We start from the raw sequence: 17,471 nt of genomic DNA on the forward strand, positions 1-17,471 counted from the left end.
ACACAAACCGTACCCATGACAGAGACGGTCCGCGACCGCGAGCGGACCGTGGCAGAAGGGGCAGTACGCGCATGAAGGGCACCGTCGGAGAGCTGGGGGAGTTCGGGCTCATCCGAGAGCTGACCTCGCGGCTCACCACCACCCCGGCCGTCCGGATCGGCCCCGGCGACGACGCCGCCGTGGTCGCCGCACCGGACCGCAGGGTCGTCGCCAGCACGGACGTCCTGCTGGAGAACAGGCACTTCCGGCGGGACTGGTCCACGGCGTACGACGTCGGGCGCAAGGCCGCCGCACAGAACCTCGCGGACATCGCCGCCATGGGCGCCGTGCCGACCGCGCTGCTGCTCGGCCTCGTGGTGCCCGCCGAGCTGCCCGCGTCCTGGCCCTCCGAGCTGATGGACGGGCTGCGCGACGAGTGCCAGGTGGCCGGCGCCGCGGTGGTCGGCGGAGACGTCGTGCGCGGCGACACCATCACCATCGCGATCACCGCCCTCGGCGATCTGCGCAACCACGAGCCGGTCACCCGGGCCGGGGCGCAGCCCGGTGACGTCGTGGCCGTGACGGGCTGGCTGGGCTGGTCCGCGGCCGGATACGCGGTGCTCTCCCGGGGCTTCCGCTCGCCCCGCGCCTTCGTCGAGGCGCACCGCAGGCCCGAACCGCCGTACCACGCCGGTCCCGCCGCGGCCGGTCTCGGCGCGACCGCCATGTGCGACGTGAGTGACGGACTCATCGCCGACCTGGGCCACATCGCCGAGTCCAGCAAGGTCCGCATCGACATCAAGTCCGGCAAGGTGGACGTGCCGTCGCAGATGAACGACATCGGCCAGGCCGTCGGCGTCGACCCGCTGCAGTGGGTCCTCACCGGGGGAGAGGACCACGCGATCGTGGCCACCTTCCCGCCGGACGTGAAGCTGCCCGCCCGCTGGAAGGTGATCGGCGAGGTGCTCAACCCGTCGGCCCTGCCCCAGGTCACCGTCGACGGCGCGCCCTGGACCAGCAAGGGCGGCTGGGACCACTTCGGTGACGACTTCCCCGGTGGGGAGATCGAGTCGTGACGGCGCCCGTCGGCGCGGCGCGCACCGCCGGGTCCCCGCCGGTGCGGGTGCTCACCGTGGCCGGGTCCGACTCCGGCGGGGGCGCCGGGATCCAGGCCGACCTGAAGACGATGCTGGCGCTCGGCACCCACGGCATGAGCGTCATCACCGCGGTGACCGCCCAGAACTCCCTCGGAGTGCAGGGAGCCTGGGAACTCCCGGTGGAAGCGGTGCGCGCGCAGTACCGCAGCGTCGTCGACGACATCGGCGTGCAGGCCGTCAAGACGGGGATGCTCGCGTCGCCCGAACTCGTGGAGTGCGTCGCCGAGTTGCTCGCCGGTACCGACGCCCCGGTCGTGGTCGACCCGGTCGGCGTGTCCAAGCACGGTGACTCCCTGCTCGCCGCCTCCGCGCTCGACTCCGTCCGCACCAAGCTGCTGCCGACCGCCACCGTGGCGACCCCGAACCTCGACGAGGTGGCTCAACTCACCGGCATCCAGGTCGAGTCGGAGGACGGGATGCGTCGCGCCGCGGCGGCCGTCCTCGCGTATGGGCCGCGCTGGGTGGTCATCAAGGGTGGGCATCTGTCCTCCTCGGGTGTGGGTGTGGGTGTGGGTGTGGGTGCGGGTGCGGATCCGGGCTCGGGTTCCGGTGTGGTGCTGGGTGCGGGTGCGGGTGCGGGTGCGGGTGCGGGATCGGGGGTGGGTTCGGCTTCGGGGTCGGGTGTGAGCTCGGGGGCGGGTTTGGCTTCAGGGTCGGGTGATGCTTCGGGGCTTGGTACCGTGCGCGCGCGGGCCGGGTCGGCCGACGCCGTCGATCTGCTCACGGACGGCACCGAGGAGTACTGGCTGCGCGCCCCGCGCCACGACAACCGGCACACCCACGGCACGGGCTGCACCCTCGCCTCCGCGATCGCGGCGCAGCTCGCGAAGGGGCAGTCGGTGCCCGAGGCCGTGCACGCGGCCAAGGAGTACGTGACCGGGGCGATCGCCGCCGGGTTCGCGCTGGGCGGCGGCATCGGGCCCGTGGATCACGGCTGGCGGTTGACGTCGGTGGCGAGTTCGGATGCGGGCGCCGGTGAGGGCATGGGTACGGGGGCAGGTGCGGGTGCGGGGCTGGACGGGAGCAGTGGGTCGGCGGAGAGGGCGTAGTCCTTCAGCGTCAGATTGCTCGCCGCCCTCTCCGTGATCCGCTTGAAGATGCCCGCGAGGAAGCGCGAGCCGAGCATCCGGTACGCCCGGTCGCGGCTGCGGATCTTCTTCTCGGTGGGCGGGGCCAGGAAGGGGCCGGCGTTCCCGGAGAGCTTCTGACAGCCCTTCGCGTACTTGGTGATCGCCGCTTCGAAGGCCGCGAACGCCGTGCGGTGGTCGCCGCGGGCCGCGACGAGCTCGCCCGCCAGGACGTACGCCGACACCAGTGCCGTGCCGGTGCCTATGCCTCCCATCGTCGCGCCGTGTCCCGCGTCGCCGAGCAGGATCACCCGGCCCTTGGAGAGCCGGTCTATGTGGATCTGGGCGATGGCGTCGAAGTAGAGGTCGTCCGTCGCGTCGAGCGCGTCGAGGATCTGCCGCACGTGCGGCCACGCCATGTAGCGCAGCTGATCCGCGACGATCCGCTTCTGCTGGGCGGTGTCCCGGCGGTCGTACGTGAGCTTCTCCGACCGAAAGACCACGCCGGCTCCGGCCCGGACCGGGTCACCGTCATAGTTGTTGATCATGGCGGTGCGGCCGGGCTCGGTGTACAGCCGGGCCGTGCGGTCGAGGCCCAGGTGGTTGGGCATGTCGAACCCGGCGACGTAGTAGTCGGTCCGGTGCAGGTACTGCGACTCGTCGCCGAAGACCAGACGGCGGGTGTGGGAGTGCAGGCCGTCGGCGCCGACGACCAGGTCGAACGTGCGGGGCACGCCGTGGTCGAAGGTGACGTCGACGCCCGTGGCCGTCTCCGTGAGCGAGGCGATCGAGTCGCCGAACACGTACTCCACCGAGTCCCTGGTGCGCTCGTACATCAGCATGGCGAGGTCGCCGCGGAAGACTTCGACGTCTCCGCTCATGAGGTGGGCGGGGAGATCGACGCGCTCCCGGTCGTCCGCGTCGACGATGGTCTGGCGGCCCATGTCGGTCTGGATCCGGTGCAGCTCGTCCCAGATGCCCATGCGGGTGAGCACGGTGCGGTGGACGTGACCCCGGAAGTCGACCGCGAAGCCGCCCTCGCGCAGAGTGGCCGCCTTCTCGACGACCGTGACCCGGGCGCCCTGCCGTGAGAGCCAGAAGGCGATGGCGGGGCCCGCGATGCTGGCGCCGGAGACGAGGACGTCGAGGTGGGAGAGGGCGTCGGCCGTCGGGCCGGGCTGGGCGGCGGTCGCCGGGTGGCTGCTGTCGGTGGGGGTGGCCCGCGGGTTGTTGCCGGTGGTGGTGGTCTGGTGGCCGGCGTTGGTGTGCGTCTGCTTCGTCATGCCAGTGAGCTTGCGGCCGACCGCTTACCGTTCGCTGACCGCCCGCTGACCGTGCCTTACCGGCTGCTGACCGTGGGGCCTTAACCTGCTGACCTGCTGGCCGTGAGGCCTTGACCCGCTGACCTGCTGACCCGCTGCCCCTGAGGCCTTGACCTGCTGACCGTGGGGCTTGGAACTGCTGACCTGCTGGCCGTCGGGCCGTGACGCGCTGACGGTGGGGTCGTGGCCTGCCGACCGTCGGTGCGGTGGCCTGCCGGTCGCCGGGCCGGGACGTGCTGACCGTGAGGCGGTGGCCTGCCGACCGTCGGTGCGGTGGCCTGCCGGTCGCCGGGCCGGGACGTGCTGATCGTGAGGCGGTGGCCTGCCGATCGCCAAGCCCCGACGTGCCGACCGCCGGGTGGTGGCCTGCGACCGCCAAGCCCCGACGTGCCGACCGCGAGGTCGTGACTCGCAGCCCGCTCACCCCACACGCCACGGCCCGCCCCAGCCTCACACCCCGTCGACCGCCGCCCCGCGCAGGCGTCCGCCCAGCTCGAAGGCCTTCCGGTACACGTCCGGCGCGAGCAGCGTTCTGATCCGGCGCTCGACCGGAGTGACGTCCGGGTCGTCCACGATCAGCCGGCCGCGCAGGGCCGACGCGGCGCCGAGGAGCGTCGCGGCCTGCTCGGGCCCGTCCGCGCGGGACGCCAACGCCTCGGCCACCTCCGCGAGTTCGAGCCCTTGCGTCCTGCCGTCGGTCGACAGGGTGCGGGCCTGCCGGAACCAGTCGTCGGCCTCGTCCTGATGCCCCTCCGCGAGCGCAGCGCGGCCCAGGCCGAGGAAGATGTGGACCGTCTGGCCCGCGCTGAACCAGGACCCCGCGCTCGTCTCCAGGGCCGTCTCGTAGTGCTCACGCGCCCGCGTCGTGTCCCCGGTCATACGGGCCGCGTCGCCCATGCCCCAGTGGGCGCCCGCCACCTTCTCGGGTGCGCCCGCGGTGCGCGCGAGGCCGGCCGCCCGCGCGAAGTCGGCGGCGGCCTCCTCGTGGAGGCCGCTGCGCAGCAGGACCGTGCCGCGCCGGCACAACAAGTCGGCGGTCTCCTCGGGGGCCGCCAGCTCCCGTGCGTAGCCGAGGGCCTCGTCGATCAGCTCCAGCGCGCGCGTCCGGTCACCGCGCCAGTCCGCGAACATGCCCAGCTGGTCGAGGGAGTTGGCCATGCCCCACCGGTCACCCGTCCTCCGGAACCCTTCGAGAGCTTCCGCGAACAGTGCCTCCGACGCGTCGGGGCGTCCGGCGAACTGCTCCTGGAACCCGAGCCCGATGCCGAGCAGCGCCCGGCCCCACGGGTCACTCCCGACCTGCGCCTGCACCCGCTCGTCCCTGGACCGCTCGGGCCCGACGGCGAGGGTCCACAGGACGACGGTGAACGGCAGTCTCAACTGGCGGTCGATCGTGGCCAGCACCCGGTCCGCGCGGACGAGCCGTGCCTCGTCGCCCCGGTCCGCGACGGACGCCACGGAGTTGAGCCCGCACAGCGCGTACTCCTCCTCCAGACCGGGGGGCGGCTCAGCGCCCACCGCGTCGACCAGCTCGCGGGCCAGCGGCACACGCTCCCCGGCGAGGCCGTGCAGCCGCCAGAACCAGGACAGGGCCGCCATCAGACGCAGTCCGTCGGCCGGCGCGGCCACGACGAAGTGGCGCAGGGCCGCGTCCAGATTGCCGCGCTCCGTGGACAGCCGGGCCAGCCACGGGAGTTGATCGGCGCCGCGCAGGCGCGGCTCGGCCTCCTCGGCGAGCCGCAGGAAGTACGCGGCGTGCGCGTCCCGAAGCTCCTGGCGGACGGGATCCGTGAGGTGCTCGGCACAGAAGGCGCGGATCGTCTCCAGCATCCCGTAGCGCCCTTCGGAGGCGTCCAGGAACGACTTCTCCGCCAGCGAGGCGAGCAGATCCTCCGGATACGGGATGCCGCACACCGCCTCCACCGCGTCCAGCGTCGCGCCACCGGACCGGCCGCCGCCCGTGAACACCGTCATCCGGCAGGCCAGGTCCCGCTCCTCGTCGTCGAGCAGCTCCCAGCTCCACTCCACGACCGCGCGGAGCGTGCGGTGCCGGGGCGCCTTCGTGCGGTCCCCGCGGGACAGGACCCGGAAGCGGTCGCCGAGCCGCTCCGCGAGCTCCTCGACGGTGAGGGTGCGCAGTCGGGCCGCGGCCAGCTCGATCGCGAGCGGCAGCCCGTCCAGGGCCGAGCAGATGTCGTCGATCGCGGCCACGCGCGCGTGCCCCGACGCCTCGAAGTCCGGGCGCACGGCCGCCGCCCGGTCGAGGAAGAGCTGCGCCGCCGGGCCCGCGGCGAGGGGCGGCACCGGACACAGGGCCTCCCCGGTGATGCCGAGCGCCTCGCGGCTCGTCGCCAGGATCCGCAGGCCCGGGCAGGTGCCGAGGAGCACACCCGCGACCTGGGCCGCTCCGTCGACGAGATGCTCACAGTTGTCGAGCACGAGCAGAAGGTCACGGCTCTCCAGGGCGGCCACGAGCCGCTCGGCCGCGTCCTCGCCCTGCGGCCCGCGCAGCCCTTCGCGGACGCCGAGCGCACCGAGGACCGCGTACGGGATCTGCGCCCCGTCGGCGAGCGGTGCCAGCTCCACGTAACAGACGTCCGCTCGGGAGCGCGCCGCCTCGACCGCGAGCCGCGTCTTGCCCGCGCCGCCCGGCCCGGTCAGCGTCACCAGCCGCGCCCCGCCCAGCAGGGCGTCGATCCTGGCCAGCTCGTCCGCCCGGCCCACGAACCGGGTCAGCTGCGCCGGCACCCCGCGCTGCCGCACGGGCTCCTGTCCCCGCAACAGCTCCAGATGCAGCGCCGACAGTTCCGGGGACGGATCCGCGCCCAGCTCGTCGGCGAGCGTGCGCCGCGCCTCCTCGAAGACCCGCAGTGCCTCGGCCGGCCGCCCCGCGGTGTGCAGCGCGCGCATCAGCAGCCCGTACACGCGCTCGCCGAGCGGGTGCGCGGCGAGCAGTTCACGGATCTCCGCGACCAGGTCCCCGCCGCCACCCAGGGCGAGATCGGCCTCGATCCGGTCCTGCACCGCGCCGAGCCGCAGCTCCTCCAGGCGCGGCAGATCGGCGGGGGCCGGGCCGCGCCACAGCGTGAGGCCCTCGCGCAGCAGCGCCGCCGCCCGCGCGTGCTCGCCGACGGCCAGCGCCTGCCCGCCCTCGCGCGCGAGCCGCTCGAAGCGGTGCAGGTCCACGTCGTCCGGATCGACCACGAGCCGGTACCCGGCAGGCCCCGCCTCGATGTCCACGGCCAGGCGCCTGCGCAGCCGCGAGACCTGCGACTGCAGCGCATTGGCCGCTTGGGCCGGGGGATCCTCGCCGTACAGGCCGTCGATCAGGCGCTCCACCGAGACGGTCCTGCCGGCGTCCAGGAGCAGCAGCGTCAGCAGCGCGCGCGGCCGCGGCCCCCCGGGGTCCAGGGGGCTGCCGTCTGGGGCCCGCACGTCGAGGGGGCCGAGGATGCCGAACCGCATGCGCTGAGTCTCGCAGTCAGCACTGACAGTCGTGCCCCGAGCGCCGGATCCCGTCGGGGGGCGTGATCGAGGGCAAGAAAAAACCGGCCCCCGAGGGGACCGGTTCCTTCAAGCAACCAGCGAGGTGGCCGCGCTACGCGTTACGTCAGCGCGAGACCTTGCCGGCCTTGATGCACGAGGTGCAGACGTTGAGCCGCTTCGGCGTCCGACCGACCACTGCACGCACACGCTGGATGTTCGGGTTCCAGCGACGGGACGTACGGCGGTGCGAGTGCGAAATGTTGTTGCCGAAGCCCGGCCCCTTGCCGCAGACGTCGCAGTTGGCAGCCACGGGTCACTCCAAAGACTTCAGATGCACTTACGGTTGATCCCGGCATGCCGGGATCAAGATCAGAGGATCTGAGTGGCGGTGCCAGGGGGTGGCCCGATGAATATCGGGCAACCGGAGCAGCATACAACGGCTGCTTCGGTACAACGAAACTACCATGACTGCCCGGGCCGCTGTCCCGGGGACCGGACCAGGCCCTCTTCCGGACGGCCTCCCTCCGGGGTCTACTCTGCGATGCCAGTCCAGCAGCTCAAGGAGGCGCAGGTGCCGCAGGTGCCGCATGTGCTCGACGTCGTCGCGGTGCGCGCCTGGTGCTCACTCGCCCTGGAGGCGCTCGGGCGGGAGCGCGCGGAGATCGACGCGATCAACGTGTATCCCGTGGCCGACGGGGACACCGGCACCAATCTCTATCTGACCGTCGAGTCGGCGCATCAGGCCGTCGAGGCGGTCTTCGCCGGTCTGGAGGCGGGCCCGGAGCCTGCCGCGCCCGCGCTGCCCGAAGTGATGCGCGCGATGGCGCACGGGGCGCTCATCGGCGCCCGCGGCAACTCGGGGACGATCCTCGCGCAGCTGCTGCGCGGCATGGCCCAGGTGCTGGCCGACGGGCAGGCGCGTGAGGGAGATCACGCCGGCGGGGCCGCCCCGGGGGAGCTGCGGCTCGCGCTGCGGCGGGCCTCGGAGTCCGCGCGGGAGGCGGTCGCCCACCCCGTGGAAGGCACGGTGCTGACGGTCGCCACGGCGGCCGCGGACTCCGCCTCCGGGGTCGATGGCGACTGCGGCGCCGTCGCCCGGGCCGCCTACGAAGGCGCGTGCGCGGCGCTCGACGCGACACCCGGGCAGCTGGCGGTCCTGGGCAGGGCCGGGGTCGTGGACGCGGGCGGACGGGGTCTCGTCGCGGTTCTCGGGGCGCTGAGCGAGGCCGTCTCGGGGGAGAGCGCGCCGGTACGGAGCCGCGCGGACGGCGGGCACGCGCGCGTGGAGGCGATCCCCGGCGACACCGCACTTGAATGCCCCGAGGAGCACGGCGTCGCGGGACCCGCCTTCGAGGTCATCTATCTGCTGGAGGCCGACGACCGGGCCGTGGCCCGGCTGCGGACCAGGCTGGACGCCCTCGGGGACTCCCTGGTCGTCGTCGGCGGGGACGGCCTGTGGAACGTCCACGTGCACGTCGACGACGCCGGTGCGGCCGTGGAGGCGGGCGTCGAGGCCGGCCGCCCCTACCGGATCCGCATCACCCACTTCGGCGTCGGGGACGTGCACACGGGCCGTGCCTCGGCACCGCCCCGCGAGCGCGCCCAGCGCGCCGTGGTGGCGGTCGTGCCGGGCGACGGGCTCGCCGGTCTCTACGCGGAGGCGGGCGCGACGACCGTGCCCGACCGGCCCGGGGAGCCGCCCGCCAGCGGAGAGCTCGTCGACGCGATCCGCCGTGCCCACGCGCGTGAGGTGGTGCTGCTGCCCAACGACGCCGAGCTGCGGCACACCGCGGCGGCCGCCGCCGAGCAGGCCCGCTCCGAGGGCGTACGGGTCGCCCTGATCCCGACCCGGTCCGCGGTCCAGGGCATCGCCGCGCTCGCCGTCCACGAGCCCGACCGGCGCTTCGACGAGGACGTCGTCGCGATGACCTCGGCCGCGGGCGCGACCCGGTACGCCGAACTCGCCGTCGCCGAGCGGCAGTCCTGGACCATGGCCGGCATCTGTCAGGCCGGTGACGTCCTCGGCCTCATCGACGGTGACGTGGCGGTCATCGGCAGCGAGGTGCCGGCGACCGCCCGCACCGTCCTGGACCGGATGCTCGCGGCGGGCGGCGAACTCGTCACGCTCGTCCTCGGCGAGGACGTCCCCGACGAGGTCGCGGACGGTCTGGAGCAGCACGTCCGCGAGTCCTACCTGGCGGTGGACACCATGGTGTACCGCGGCGGGCGGCAGTCGGCGCTGATGCTCATCGGCGTCGAGTAGCCGCCCACCACGACGGTCCTACGCGGACAGGGCGGCGCGCGCGGTCTCCGCCTCGTCCCGCCGCTCGGTGTCACCGGCCTCGCCGAACGCGGCCGCGGCCCGCTCCAGTTGGGCCGCCGAGTCCGTGTCGTCACCGTCCTCGGTGCGCCGGTCCAGGAGCTCCGCGAACTGCCGGTGCGTGTGCCCCAGCTCGGACAGCAGCTCGGCCCGGTCGGTTCCGGCCGTGGCGAGGGCCTCCTCACAGGCCCGGATCGCCGCGGTCATCAGTTCCCGCTCGTCCTGCGCCGACGCCGAGTCGAGCCAGGCACGCGCGCGGAGGCAGCGCGCCACGGCATGCACGTGCCCCAAGGAGCCCCACAGCTCGCCCGCGCGCGCGTAGGCGCGATCCGCGTCCTCGGGGCGTCCGGCCCGGTCGAGGGCGTCCGCCGCCAGGTTCGCGAGCATCGCGTGGTCCCGCTGCTCCGGCCAGTGCTGGGCGATCTCCGCCGCCTTCAGCCACGCCTCGGCGGCCTGGAGGTCCTCGCCGAGCGCGCGGGCGCAGTCGCCGAGCCACCACTGGGCCTGCACGATCGCCCCGTCGCCGTGGTCGTCGGCGGTCAGGTCGAGCAGCGCCGACTCCAGGACCTCGGCGGCCTCCGCGGTGCGTTCGGCGCGCAACAGGTGCCCGCCCAGCTGGAACCGTGCCCAGGCGCCGAGCCCCGCGTTCCCGCCCGACTCGTCCGCCCAGTGAGCGGCCTCCAGGGCGTGGTCGGCGGCGGGCCCGAACTGCCCTCCGGCCGCCAGGACCTCGGCCAGCTGGAGATGCAGCTGCGCGGCACCGGCCGGCTCCAGGTATCCCGCCCCGTGCTCCAGGGCCGCCCGCAGCGCCCGCTCGGCGCCCGGCGCGTCCTCGCGGTCACGGGCGAGGCCCGCGATCCGCACCTCGCAGTCCACGGCCAGCCAGGGCCGCCCGGCCGCCACATGAGCGGCCGCCGCCTGCTCGTACAGCGCGCCGGCCGCCTCCGGGTCCCCGCGGTGCACCGCGATGTCCCCGAGCATCGCCCGGGCCGCCGCTGCCTGCGACGCGAGTCGCGGGACGTCGGGGAACGGCTCCGCGAGTGCCAGGAGCCGGCGGGCGCCGTCCTCCGCCTCGGCGACCTCGGCGTCGCCGGAGTGCGCCAGCAGCAGGATGCGCGCGCGGCACGCCAGCACGGCCGCCGCGGGCCTGGCCGTCGTGGCGTCCACGTCCGGCAGCAGCGCGAGCACCTGCTCGTACGGCTCCCGGATCGCGGCGAGCGCCTCGTCCACGTGCCCGGCGAGGGCCTGTGCGTACGCGGCACGCGCGCGTGCCGCCCTGGCCTCGTCCGGGTCGCCGGCCGCCTCGTACAGCGCGGCCGCCCGGCCGAACAGTCCGGCGCCGTCGTCGTCCGCGCGCATGGCCTCGTAGTCGGCGATCTCCGCGCGGTCGTGGACGGTGAGTTCGAGGCCCTCCGTCTGGGCGGCCCGGGCCGCCGCTTCCCAGGCGCGGCCCGCGTCCGGGCCGCCCTCCTCCGCGGAGATCCGCCGTGCCTCGGCCACCAGGGACGCCGCGTCCGCGGGCCGCTCCACGGGCGCGGGGGAGACCGGCTTCGCGGGGACGGCCGTCCGCACGACCCGGACGCCCAGCGGCAGCCGCTCCAGCACGGGCCGCTGGTCCATCCGCTCCCGCAGCCGGGCCCCCACGTGCGGTGTGCCGTTGCGCTCGTCGAACCGGGCGGCCAGGGCGAGGGCCTCCACGCGCGCGTGCCCGGCCAGTTCGGCCGCCGTCCACGCGCGGCCGGTGGGTCCGGGTACGCCCTGCTCGCCCAGACCGAGCTCGACGAGTCGGTCCATGACCAGCGCCGTGACGCCGAGGAAGTCCATCAGGCCGTGCGGGTTGCCGCTGTCGCTGAAGTACGCGGGCCGCTCCGCCAGCAGTTCAAGGGCCCGCGCCTCGTTACCGGTCAGGGTGCAGAACTCCACGTGCGAGGCGAAGGCGCCCCGCATGGACTCCATCTGCCGTACGAGGCGGTAGCCGCGCAGATGGTTCGCCCGGGCCTCCTCGGGGCGGCCCAGGCGCAGCAGGGGCAGCAGCGACGAGGCGAGCGCCGCGTGCGGCTCGTGGGCGCACGTGAACTCGCCCTCCAGGACCGGTCGCCACAGTTCGAGGGCCCGCTCGTCGTTGCGCAGGTCGGACTGGCGGGCGCCCTGCCCGTTGAGCTCGCAGGCGTGGCAGTCGGCCATGTCGTCACGGTCCGCCGCGAGCCACGCGTCGTACGCGCGCGTGGCCCGCTCCTCGTCGCCTATGTGGTCGGCGACGTAGAACTCGCTCATACGGACGGCACGCTCGGAGTGACCGGCCACCCGGTAGCGGTGCTCCATCTCGCCGAGCCACTTCTCCATGGAGGCGAGCGGGATGTGCGGCTGGTTGAGCATGCCGCCGGACATCCACTTGAAGACCCAGTGCAGCGAGTGCGTCTCGTAGGCGTCGAAGTCCTCCGGGCGCTCGTCCCACATGCGCAGCAGCCGCGCGAAGGGGACGAACATCTTGTCCTTCTCGGAGCTGTAGTTGTACATCTGCAGCTGGTGTCCGAGGGCCTCGATCACGGCGAGCGGGATGCCGAGCCGCTCGGCCTCGACGAGCAGCTGCTCGGCGCGCGCACCGCGTGCGGGCCCCTCGGGCCGCGCGGCGTTCTCCGCCATCGCCCGACGCAGGCCGTCGAAGTCCAGGTCGCTCATCGAAGGTCGTCCTTTCCGGTACCGGGATGCGTGGCCCACTCCAGGAGGCCGATGAACGAACGGTTCAGGAGCGCCGAGTCGGCGGGCCGCAGCGGGCGCTGCGCCATCAGCAGGGCCTGGCCGTACAGGGCCTCGGCCGCCGTGCCGATCAGCTCGGCGTCGGCCAGTGAACTCACCCGCCGGACCAGCGGGTTGAGGTGGTTGAGCACCAGCCGCGCGCGTGGAGCAGTGCCGCGCAGCGAGCCCAGGATCCCCGCCCACAGGTCGTCGGCCTGCCCCTCCGCCTCCGCCCGTGCCTGCTCGTGCCGGGCCGCCCGGTCGTCCAGGTGCAGCGCGGGCACCGTCAGCGGGTGGAAGGCGCGCAGGACGACGTCGCAGCCCAGCGGGTCGAGGCTGGCCCGGGCCGCCGCCAGGAACGCCGACAGGGCCAGCTCCTCCGCCGGGTCGACGGCGTCCAGGTGCGCGGTCACCGTGTCCGCGTCCAGCTCGGCGACGGCCGTGCCGGGCCGCACCGAGGGCAGCGCCTCGACCAGATCGGCGTCATACGTGTAACCGCCGTTGACGACACCGATGCCCTGTGCGGAGGCGATCGGCGCGACCTGCCGGAACTCCTCCACCGTCCGCGTGAAGTGCACCACCGGGTGGCGCTGCGCGAACTCCTCCAGGGAGAGCTGCCCGTCCGTCGTCTCGAACGGCAGCCAGGGAAGCATGGTGCGCAGCATCTCCTTGTCGTGCCGCGCAAGGGACTTGACGCCCAGATGGTGCACGGACAGGAAGGCCGCGAGCCGCTCGGGATCGCCCGCCGCGAGCGCCGTCAGCCACTCCCGAACCCGCTCGCCCAGAGCCTCCCGCACGGCGGCCAGCGTCTCGTCCTCGTAGAGCGACTCGCGCGACGCCGTCGGGCGCAGGCTGTCCGTGTCGATCACGCAGCGCACGAAGAAGGCCCAGTCGGGCAGGAGCTGCTCGGCCCGCTCGGTGAGCAGCATGCCCTTCAGGTGCACCCGGTGGCCCGCGCGCTGCGCCGGACTGACCGCCTGCGGCAGTACGTGCGCGACACCCCGGATGCCGGCCACCGGCACGTCCAGCTCGATCGAGTCCAGCGGAGTGAAGCCGAACAGGTCGTGGCAGTGGCGGGCGAGTGCCACCCGGCGCGCGGCCGGGCTCGGATGCGCGCGGTCCCAGACGGCCGGAAGGTCCGTCACGGTGGCGTCGCCCACCCGCACGTCGTACGGCAGCAGCGAGCCGAAGTCGCGGGCCAGGGCCAGCACCCGCGGCTCGGTCAGCCAGTCGCCGGCGCCCGCGCGGGCCTCCAGGTGCACGGTCGTGCCCGGTTCGGGGCGGGCCGAGTCCGGGAGCGTACGGACCGTGTACGAGCCGTCGTCACGGGCCGTCCACTCGACCGGCGGCGCCTGAGGCGTGCGCGCGCTGCGGCTGACGACACGGATCCGCTCCGCGACGACGAAGCAGGCGAGCAGTCCGATGCCGAACTGGCCGAGGAAGTCGGCGCGGGCCGACTCCAGGCCGTCGCCGCGCTTGGAACTGCGGCCGATCGTCGCGAGGAGACTGTGCACGTCCGCCTCGGTCAGACCGATTCCGGAGTCCTCGACGCGCAGCGCACCGCCCTCGGCGAACAGGCGCACCGTGGCGGGGGATCCGGGCTCCTCGGCGCGGCGCGCGGTGATGGCGTCCACCGCGTTCTGCAACAGCTCGCGCAGGTAGACCTTGGGGCTGGAGTACAGGTGGTGGGAGAGCAGATCGACGAGACCACGCAGGTCGACCTGGAACGTGTGCGGCGCCTGAGCGCGCTGGGCATCGTGAGAAGTCTGGGAATCCATCGTCGCTGCGCCGGTGGGGGGACTGGCGACGGCGCGGGTAGGGCGGCCCCGCGAGGTGACCGCGAAGAGGGCGGAAGGCGGTCATCCTAGGGCCGGGAAGCCGCTGCTGACCAGCAGTTTTCAAGGACCTGCACGGGATTGTTCGGACGGAACCGCGAGGGACCGCGCGTGATTGTCAGTGGCGTGGTGTGCAATGGATCTCGTGCCCGCGCTCGAAGAACCGCTGAAGAAAGCGCTCGGTCCCGCCACCGCGAAGGTGATGGCCGAGCACCTAGGCCTGCACACCGTCGGTGATCTCCTGCACCACTATCCGCGCAGATACGCGGAGCGCGGAGAGCTCACCGCCCTCGCCGAGCTGCCGCTCGACGAGCACGTCACGGTCGTCGCCCAGGTCGCGAGCGCCCGCGTCCTGAGGTTCAACGGCGGCAGCGGCCAGCGCCTCGAAGTCACCATCACCGACGGCAGCGGACAGCTCCAGCTCGTCTTCTTCGGCCGGGGCATCCACAAGCCGCACAAGGACCTGCTGCCGGGCACGCGCGCGATGTTCGCCGGCAAGGTCGGCGTCTTCAACCGCAAGATGCAACTGGCGCATCCGGCCTACCAGTTGCTGCGCGCCGACTCCTCGGAGGAGGCCGCCGAGGCCGTCGGTTCCTGGGCCGGCGCCCTCCTGCCGATCTACCCCGCCACCGCCAAGCTGGAGTCCTGGAAGATCGCCAAGGCCGTCGACCTGGTGCTGCCCAGTGCACAGGACGCCGTCGACCCGCTCCCGGAGTCGCTGCGCGAGGGCCGCGGCCTCGTCCCGCTCACCGAGGCCCTGCTCAAGATCCACCGGCCGCACAGCAAGGCCGACATCGCCGACGCGCGGTCCCGGCTGAAGTGGGACGAGGCGTTCGTCCTCCAAGTCGCCCTCGCCAGGCGCCGGTTCGCCGACACCCAGCTCACCGCCGTCGCGCGCGTGCCGCAGCCGGACGGACTCCTCACGGCGTTCGACGCGAAGCTGCCGTTCACCCTCACCGAAGGCCAGCAGAAGGTCTCCAAGGAGATCTTCGACGACCTGGCCACAGAGCACCCGATGCACCGGCTGCTCCAGGGCGAGGTCGGCTCCGGAAAGACGATGGTCGCGCTGCGCGCCATGCTCACCGTCGTCGACGCGGGCGGCCAGGCCGCGATGCTCGCGCCCACCGAGGTCCTCGCCCAGCAGCACCACCGCTCGATCACCGAGATGATGGGCGAGCTGGCCGAGGGAGGCATGCTCGGCGGCGCCGAGCACTCCACGAAGGTCGTGCTGCTCACCGGCTCCATGGGCACGGCCGCCCGCAAGCAGGCCCTGCTCGACATCGTCACCGGCGAGGCCGGCGTCGTCATCGGCACGCACGCGCTGATCGAGGACAAGGTGCAGTTCCACGACCTGGGCCTGGTCGTGGTGGACGAGCAGCACCGGTTCGGCGTGGAGCAGCGCGACGCCCTGCGCTCCAAGGGCAAGCAGCCCCCGCACCTCCTGGTCATGACGGCGACGCCTATTCCGCGCACGGTCGCCATGACGGTCTTCGGCGACCTGGAGACCTCGGTCCTCGACCAGCTCCCGGCCGGCCGCTCGCCGATCGCCAGCCACGTCGTGCCCGCCGCCGACAAGCCGCACTTCCTCGCCCGCGCGTGGGAGCGCGTGAGGGAAGAGGTGGGCAAGGGACACCAGGCGTACGTGGTCTGCCCCCGCATCGGGGACGACGAGGACGACAAGCCCAAGAAGGGCGCCAAGAAGAAGTCCGCCGAGGACGAGGCCGAGAAGCGCCCGCCGCTCGCCGTCCTCGACGTGGCCGACGAGCTGGCGCACGGCCCCCTCCAGGGGCTCAGGGTCGAGGTGCTGCACGGCCGGATGCAGCCCGACGACAAGGACGCCGTGATGCGCCGCTTCGCCGCCGGGGAGACGGACGTCCTGGTCGCGACGACGGTCATCGAGGTCGGGGTGAACGTGCCGAACGCGACGGCGATGGTGATCATGGATGCCGACCGCTTCGGCGTCTCCCAGCTCCACCAGCTGCGCGGCCGCGTCGGCCGTGGCTCGGCGCCCGGCCTGTGCCTGCTGGTCACCGAGATGCCCGAGGCCAGCCCCGCGCGCGCCCGCCTCGGCGCCGTCGCCTCCACGCTCGACGGCTTCGAGCTGTCCCGGATCGACCTGGAGCAGCGCCGCGAGGGCGACGTCCTCGGGCAGGCCCAGTCCGGGGTCCGCTCGTCCCTGCGGATGCTCGCCGTCATCGAGGACGAGGAGATCATCGCCGAGGCGCGCGAGGAGGCGACCAGGGTCGTCGCGGCCGACCCGGACCTGGCGGGCCTGCCCGGTCTGCGGACGGCCCTGGACGCCCTCCTGGACGAGGAGCGTGAGCAGTACCTGGACAAGGGCTGAGACACTGACGGGGAAAGATCGGGCGCGGATCCGGGAGCGGTCCCGGAGTGATCCGCGCAGGATCCCGCTCATGCTGAAGACACGGTGAAGGACTGACATGACCCGCGTGATCGCCGGGCGCGCCGGCGGACGCCGCCTGGCCGTGCCGCCGGGCAACGGCACCCGCCCCACCTCCGACCGTGCGCGCGAGGGCCTCTTCTCCACCTGGCAGGCCCTGCTCGGCACGCTGGACGGCACCCGCGTCGCCGATCTCTACGCGGGATCGGGGGCCGTGGGCCTGGAGGCCCTCTCGCGCGGGGCCGCGCACGCCCTGCTCGTCGAGGCCGACGCCCGGGCCGCCCGCACCATCCGGGAGAACATCAAGGCGGTCGCCCTGCCCGGCGCGGAGGCACGTACCGGAAAAGCGGAACAAGTCATCTCCGGATCGCCCCCTTCCACCCCGTACGACCTGGTCTTCCTCGACCCTCCGTACGCGGTCTCGGACGACGATCTTCGGGAGATTCTGCTCACACTCCGCACTCAGGGCTGGCTCGCGGACGAAGCGCTCGTCACCGTTGAACGCAGCACCAGAGGCGGCGAATTCCGGTGGCCCGACGGGTTCGAGGGACTGAGGTCCCGTCGTTACGGCGAGGGCACGTTTTGGTACGGTCGCGCCGCCTTGAACACCACCCTCACGTGCGACGACGCACGATGACCGGACCGGAGAGCGAGGGACATCCCGTGCGCCGCGCAGTCTGTCCGGGGTCGTTCGACCCCATCACCAACGGCCACCTCGACATCATCGCCCGAGCCTCCAAGCTGTACGACGTCGTGCACGTCGCGGTGATGATCAATCAGTCCAAGCAGGGCCTGTTCGCGGTCGACGAGCGGATCGAGCTGATCCGCGAGGTCACGGCCGAGTTCGGCAACGTGGAGGTGGAGTCCTTCCACGGCCTCCTCGTCGACTTCTGCAAGCAGCGCGACATCCCGGCCATCGTGAAGGGCCTGCGCGCGGTCAGCGACTTCGACTACGAGCTGCAGATGGCCCAGATGAACAACGGCCTGTCCGGCGTGGAGACGCTCTTCGTCCCCACCAACCCCACGTACAGCTTCCTGTCCTCCTCGCTCGTCAAGGAGGTCGCCGCCTGGGGCGGAGACGTGTCGCACCTGGTCCCGCCGCTGGTGCACCGGGCCCTGACCGAACGCCTCCCCAAGAAGTGACACGCACGCGCCAGTTGGGCATACA

The 17,471-nt window shown here is 73.3% G+C and carries 10 protein-coding genes and 1 pseudogene; 6 read left to right on the plus strand and 5 right to left on the minus strand.

Features of this window, described 5'->3' with window-relative positions:
- Positions 1-71: 71 nt before the first annotated feature.
- Both RBJ77_RS06310 and thiD read left to right on the plus strand, forming a co-directional pair.
- Entirely contained in the window at positions 72-1,055 is a 984-nt protein-coding gene (locus RBJ77_RS06310; RefSeq protein ID WP_372344058.1) for a thiamine-phosphate kinase, read from the plus strand.
- A pseudogene (gene thiD / locus RBJ77_RS06315) lies at positions 1,052-2,080 on the plus strand (bifunctional hydroxymethylpyrimidine kinase/phosphomethylpyrimidine kinase); the annotation flags it as partial. The gene RBJ77_RS06310 and the pseudogene thiD, both read left to right, overlap by 4 nt.
- On the opposite strand, the gene RBJ77_RS06320 reads toward thiD, so the two are convergent.
- The 3 genes from RBJ77_RS06320 to rpmB form a co-directional block, all read right to left on the minus strand.
- Complete coding sequence (locus RBJ77_RS06320) at positions 2,065-3,486, minus strand: FAD-dependent monooxygenase (protein ID WP_372344059.1); 1,422 nt, start codon at positions 3,484-3,486, stop codon at positions 2,065-2,067. The pseudogene thiD and the gene RBJ77_RS06320 overlap by 16 nt on opposite strands.
- Positions 3,487-3,975: 489 nt before the next feature.
- Positions 3,976-6,990: a BTAD domain-containing putative transcriptional regulator gene (locus tag RBJ77_RS06325; RefSeq protein ID WP_372344060.1), complete on the minus strand. Its 3,015-nt coding sequence runs from the start codon at positions 6,988-6,990 to the stop codon at positions 3,976-3,978.
- Between the two features lie 145 nt (positions 6,991-7,135).
- The gene (rpmB, locus tag RBJ77_RS06330; protein ID WP_003957616.1) at positions 7,136-7,321 is read right to left on the minus strand and encodes a 50S ribosomal protein L28; all 186 of its coding nucleotides are present in this window, start codon (positions 7,319-7,321) and stop codon (positions 7,136-7,138) included.
- A gap of 231 nt (positions 7,322-7,552) precedes the next feature.
- On the opposite strand from rpmB, the gene RBJ77_RS06335 reads away from it, so the two are divergent.
- Positions 7,553-9,274 carry a DAK2 domain-containing protein gene (locus RBJ77_RS06335; protein ID WP_372344061.1) on the plus strand — a complete coding sequence of 574 codons (1,722 nt, stop codon included), beginning with the start codon at positions 7,553-7,555 and terminating at the stop codon, positions 9,272-9,274.
- Between the two features lie 18 nt (positions 9,275-9,292).
- Here RBJ77_RS06335 and RBJ77_RS06340 read toward each other — a convergent pair whose 3' ends face one another.
- Both RBJ77_RS06340 and RBJ77_RS06345 read right to left on the minus strand, forming a co-directional pair.
- Positions 9,293-12,010: a tetratricopeptide repeat protein gene (locus RBJ77_RS06340; protein ID WP_372344062.1), complete on the minus strand. Its 2,718-nt coding sequence runs from the start codon at positions 12,008-12,010 to the stop codon at positions 9,293-9,295.
- Complete coding sequence (locus RBJ77_RS06345) at positions 12,007-13,845, minus strand: HSP90 family protein (RefSeq protein ID WP_372344063.1); 1,839 nt, start codon at positions 13,843-13,845, stop codon at positions 12,007-12,009. Before RBJ77_RS06345 ends, RBJ77_RS06340 begins: the two co-directional genes overlap by 4 nt.
- A gap of 193 nt (positions 13,846-14,038) precedes the next feature.
- Between RBJ77_RS06345 and recG the strand changes: the two genes are divergently transcribed.
- From recG to coaD, 3 genes are all read left to right on the plus strand, one after another.
- On the plus strand, positions 14,039-16,246 hold the full coding sequence (gene recG, locus RBJ77_RS06350) for an ATP-dependent DNA helicase RecG (RefSeq protein WP_372344064.1): 2,208 nt from the start codon (positions 14,039-14,041) through the stop codon (positions 16,244-16,246).
- 97 nt (positions 16,247-16,343) lie between these two features.
- A complete protein-coding gene (gene rsmD, locus RBJ77_RS06355) occupies positions 16,344-16,940 on the plus strand; it encodes a 16S rRNA (guanine(966)-N(2))-methyltransferase RsmD (protein WP_255972303.1) in 597 nt (198 codons plus the stop codon).
- A 26-nt stretch (positions 16,941-16,966) separates the two neighbouring features.
- Entirely contained in the window at positions 16,967-17,446 is a 480-nt protein-coding gene (gene coaD, locus RBJ77_RS06360) for a pantetheine-phosphate adenylyltransferase (protein ID WP_255972305.1), read from the plus strand.
- The last annotated feature ends 25 nt before the right edge of the window (positions 17,447-17,471 follow it).

This window comes from Streptomyces sp. KL116D (assembly GCF_030766975.1).
Classification (GTDB): Bacteria; Actinomycetota; Actinomycetes; order Streptomycetales; family Streptomycetaceae; genus Streptomyces; species Streptomyces longispororuber_A.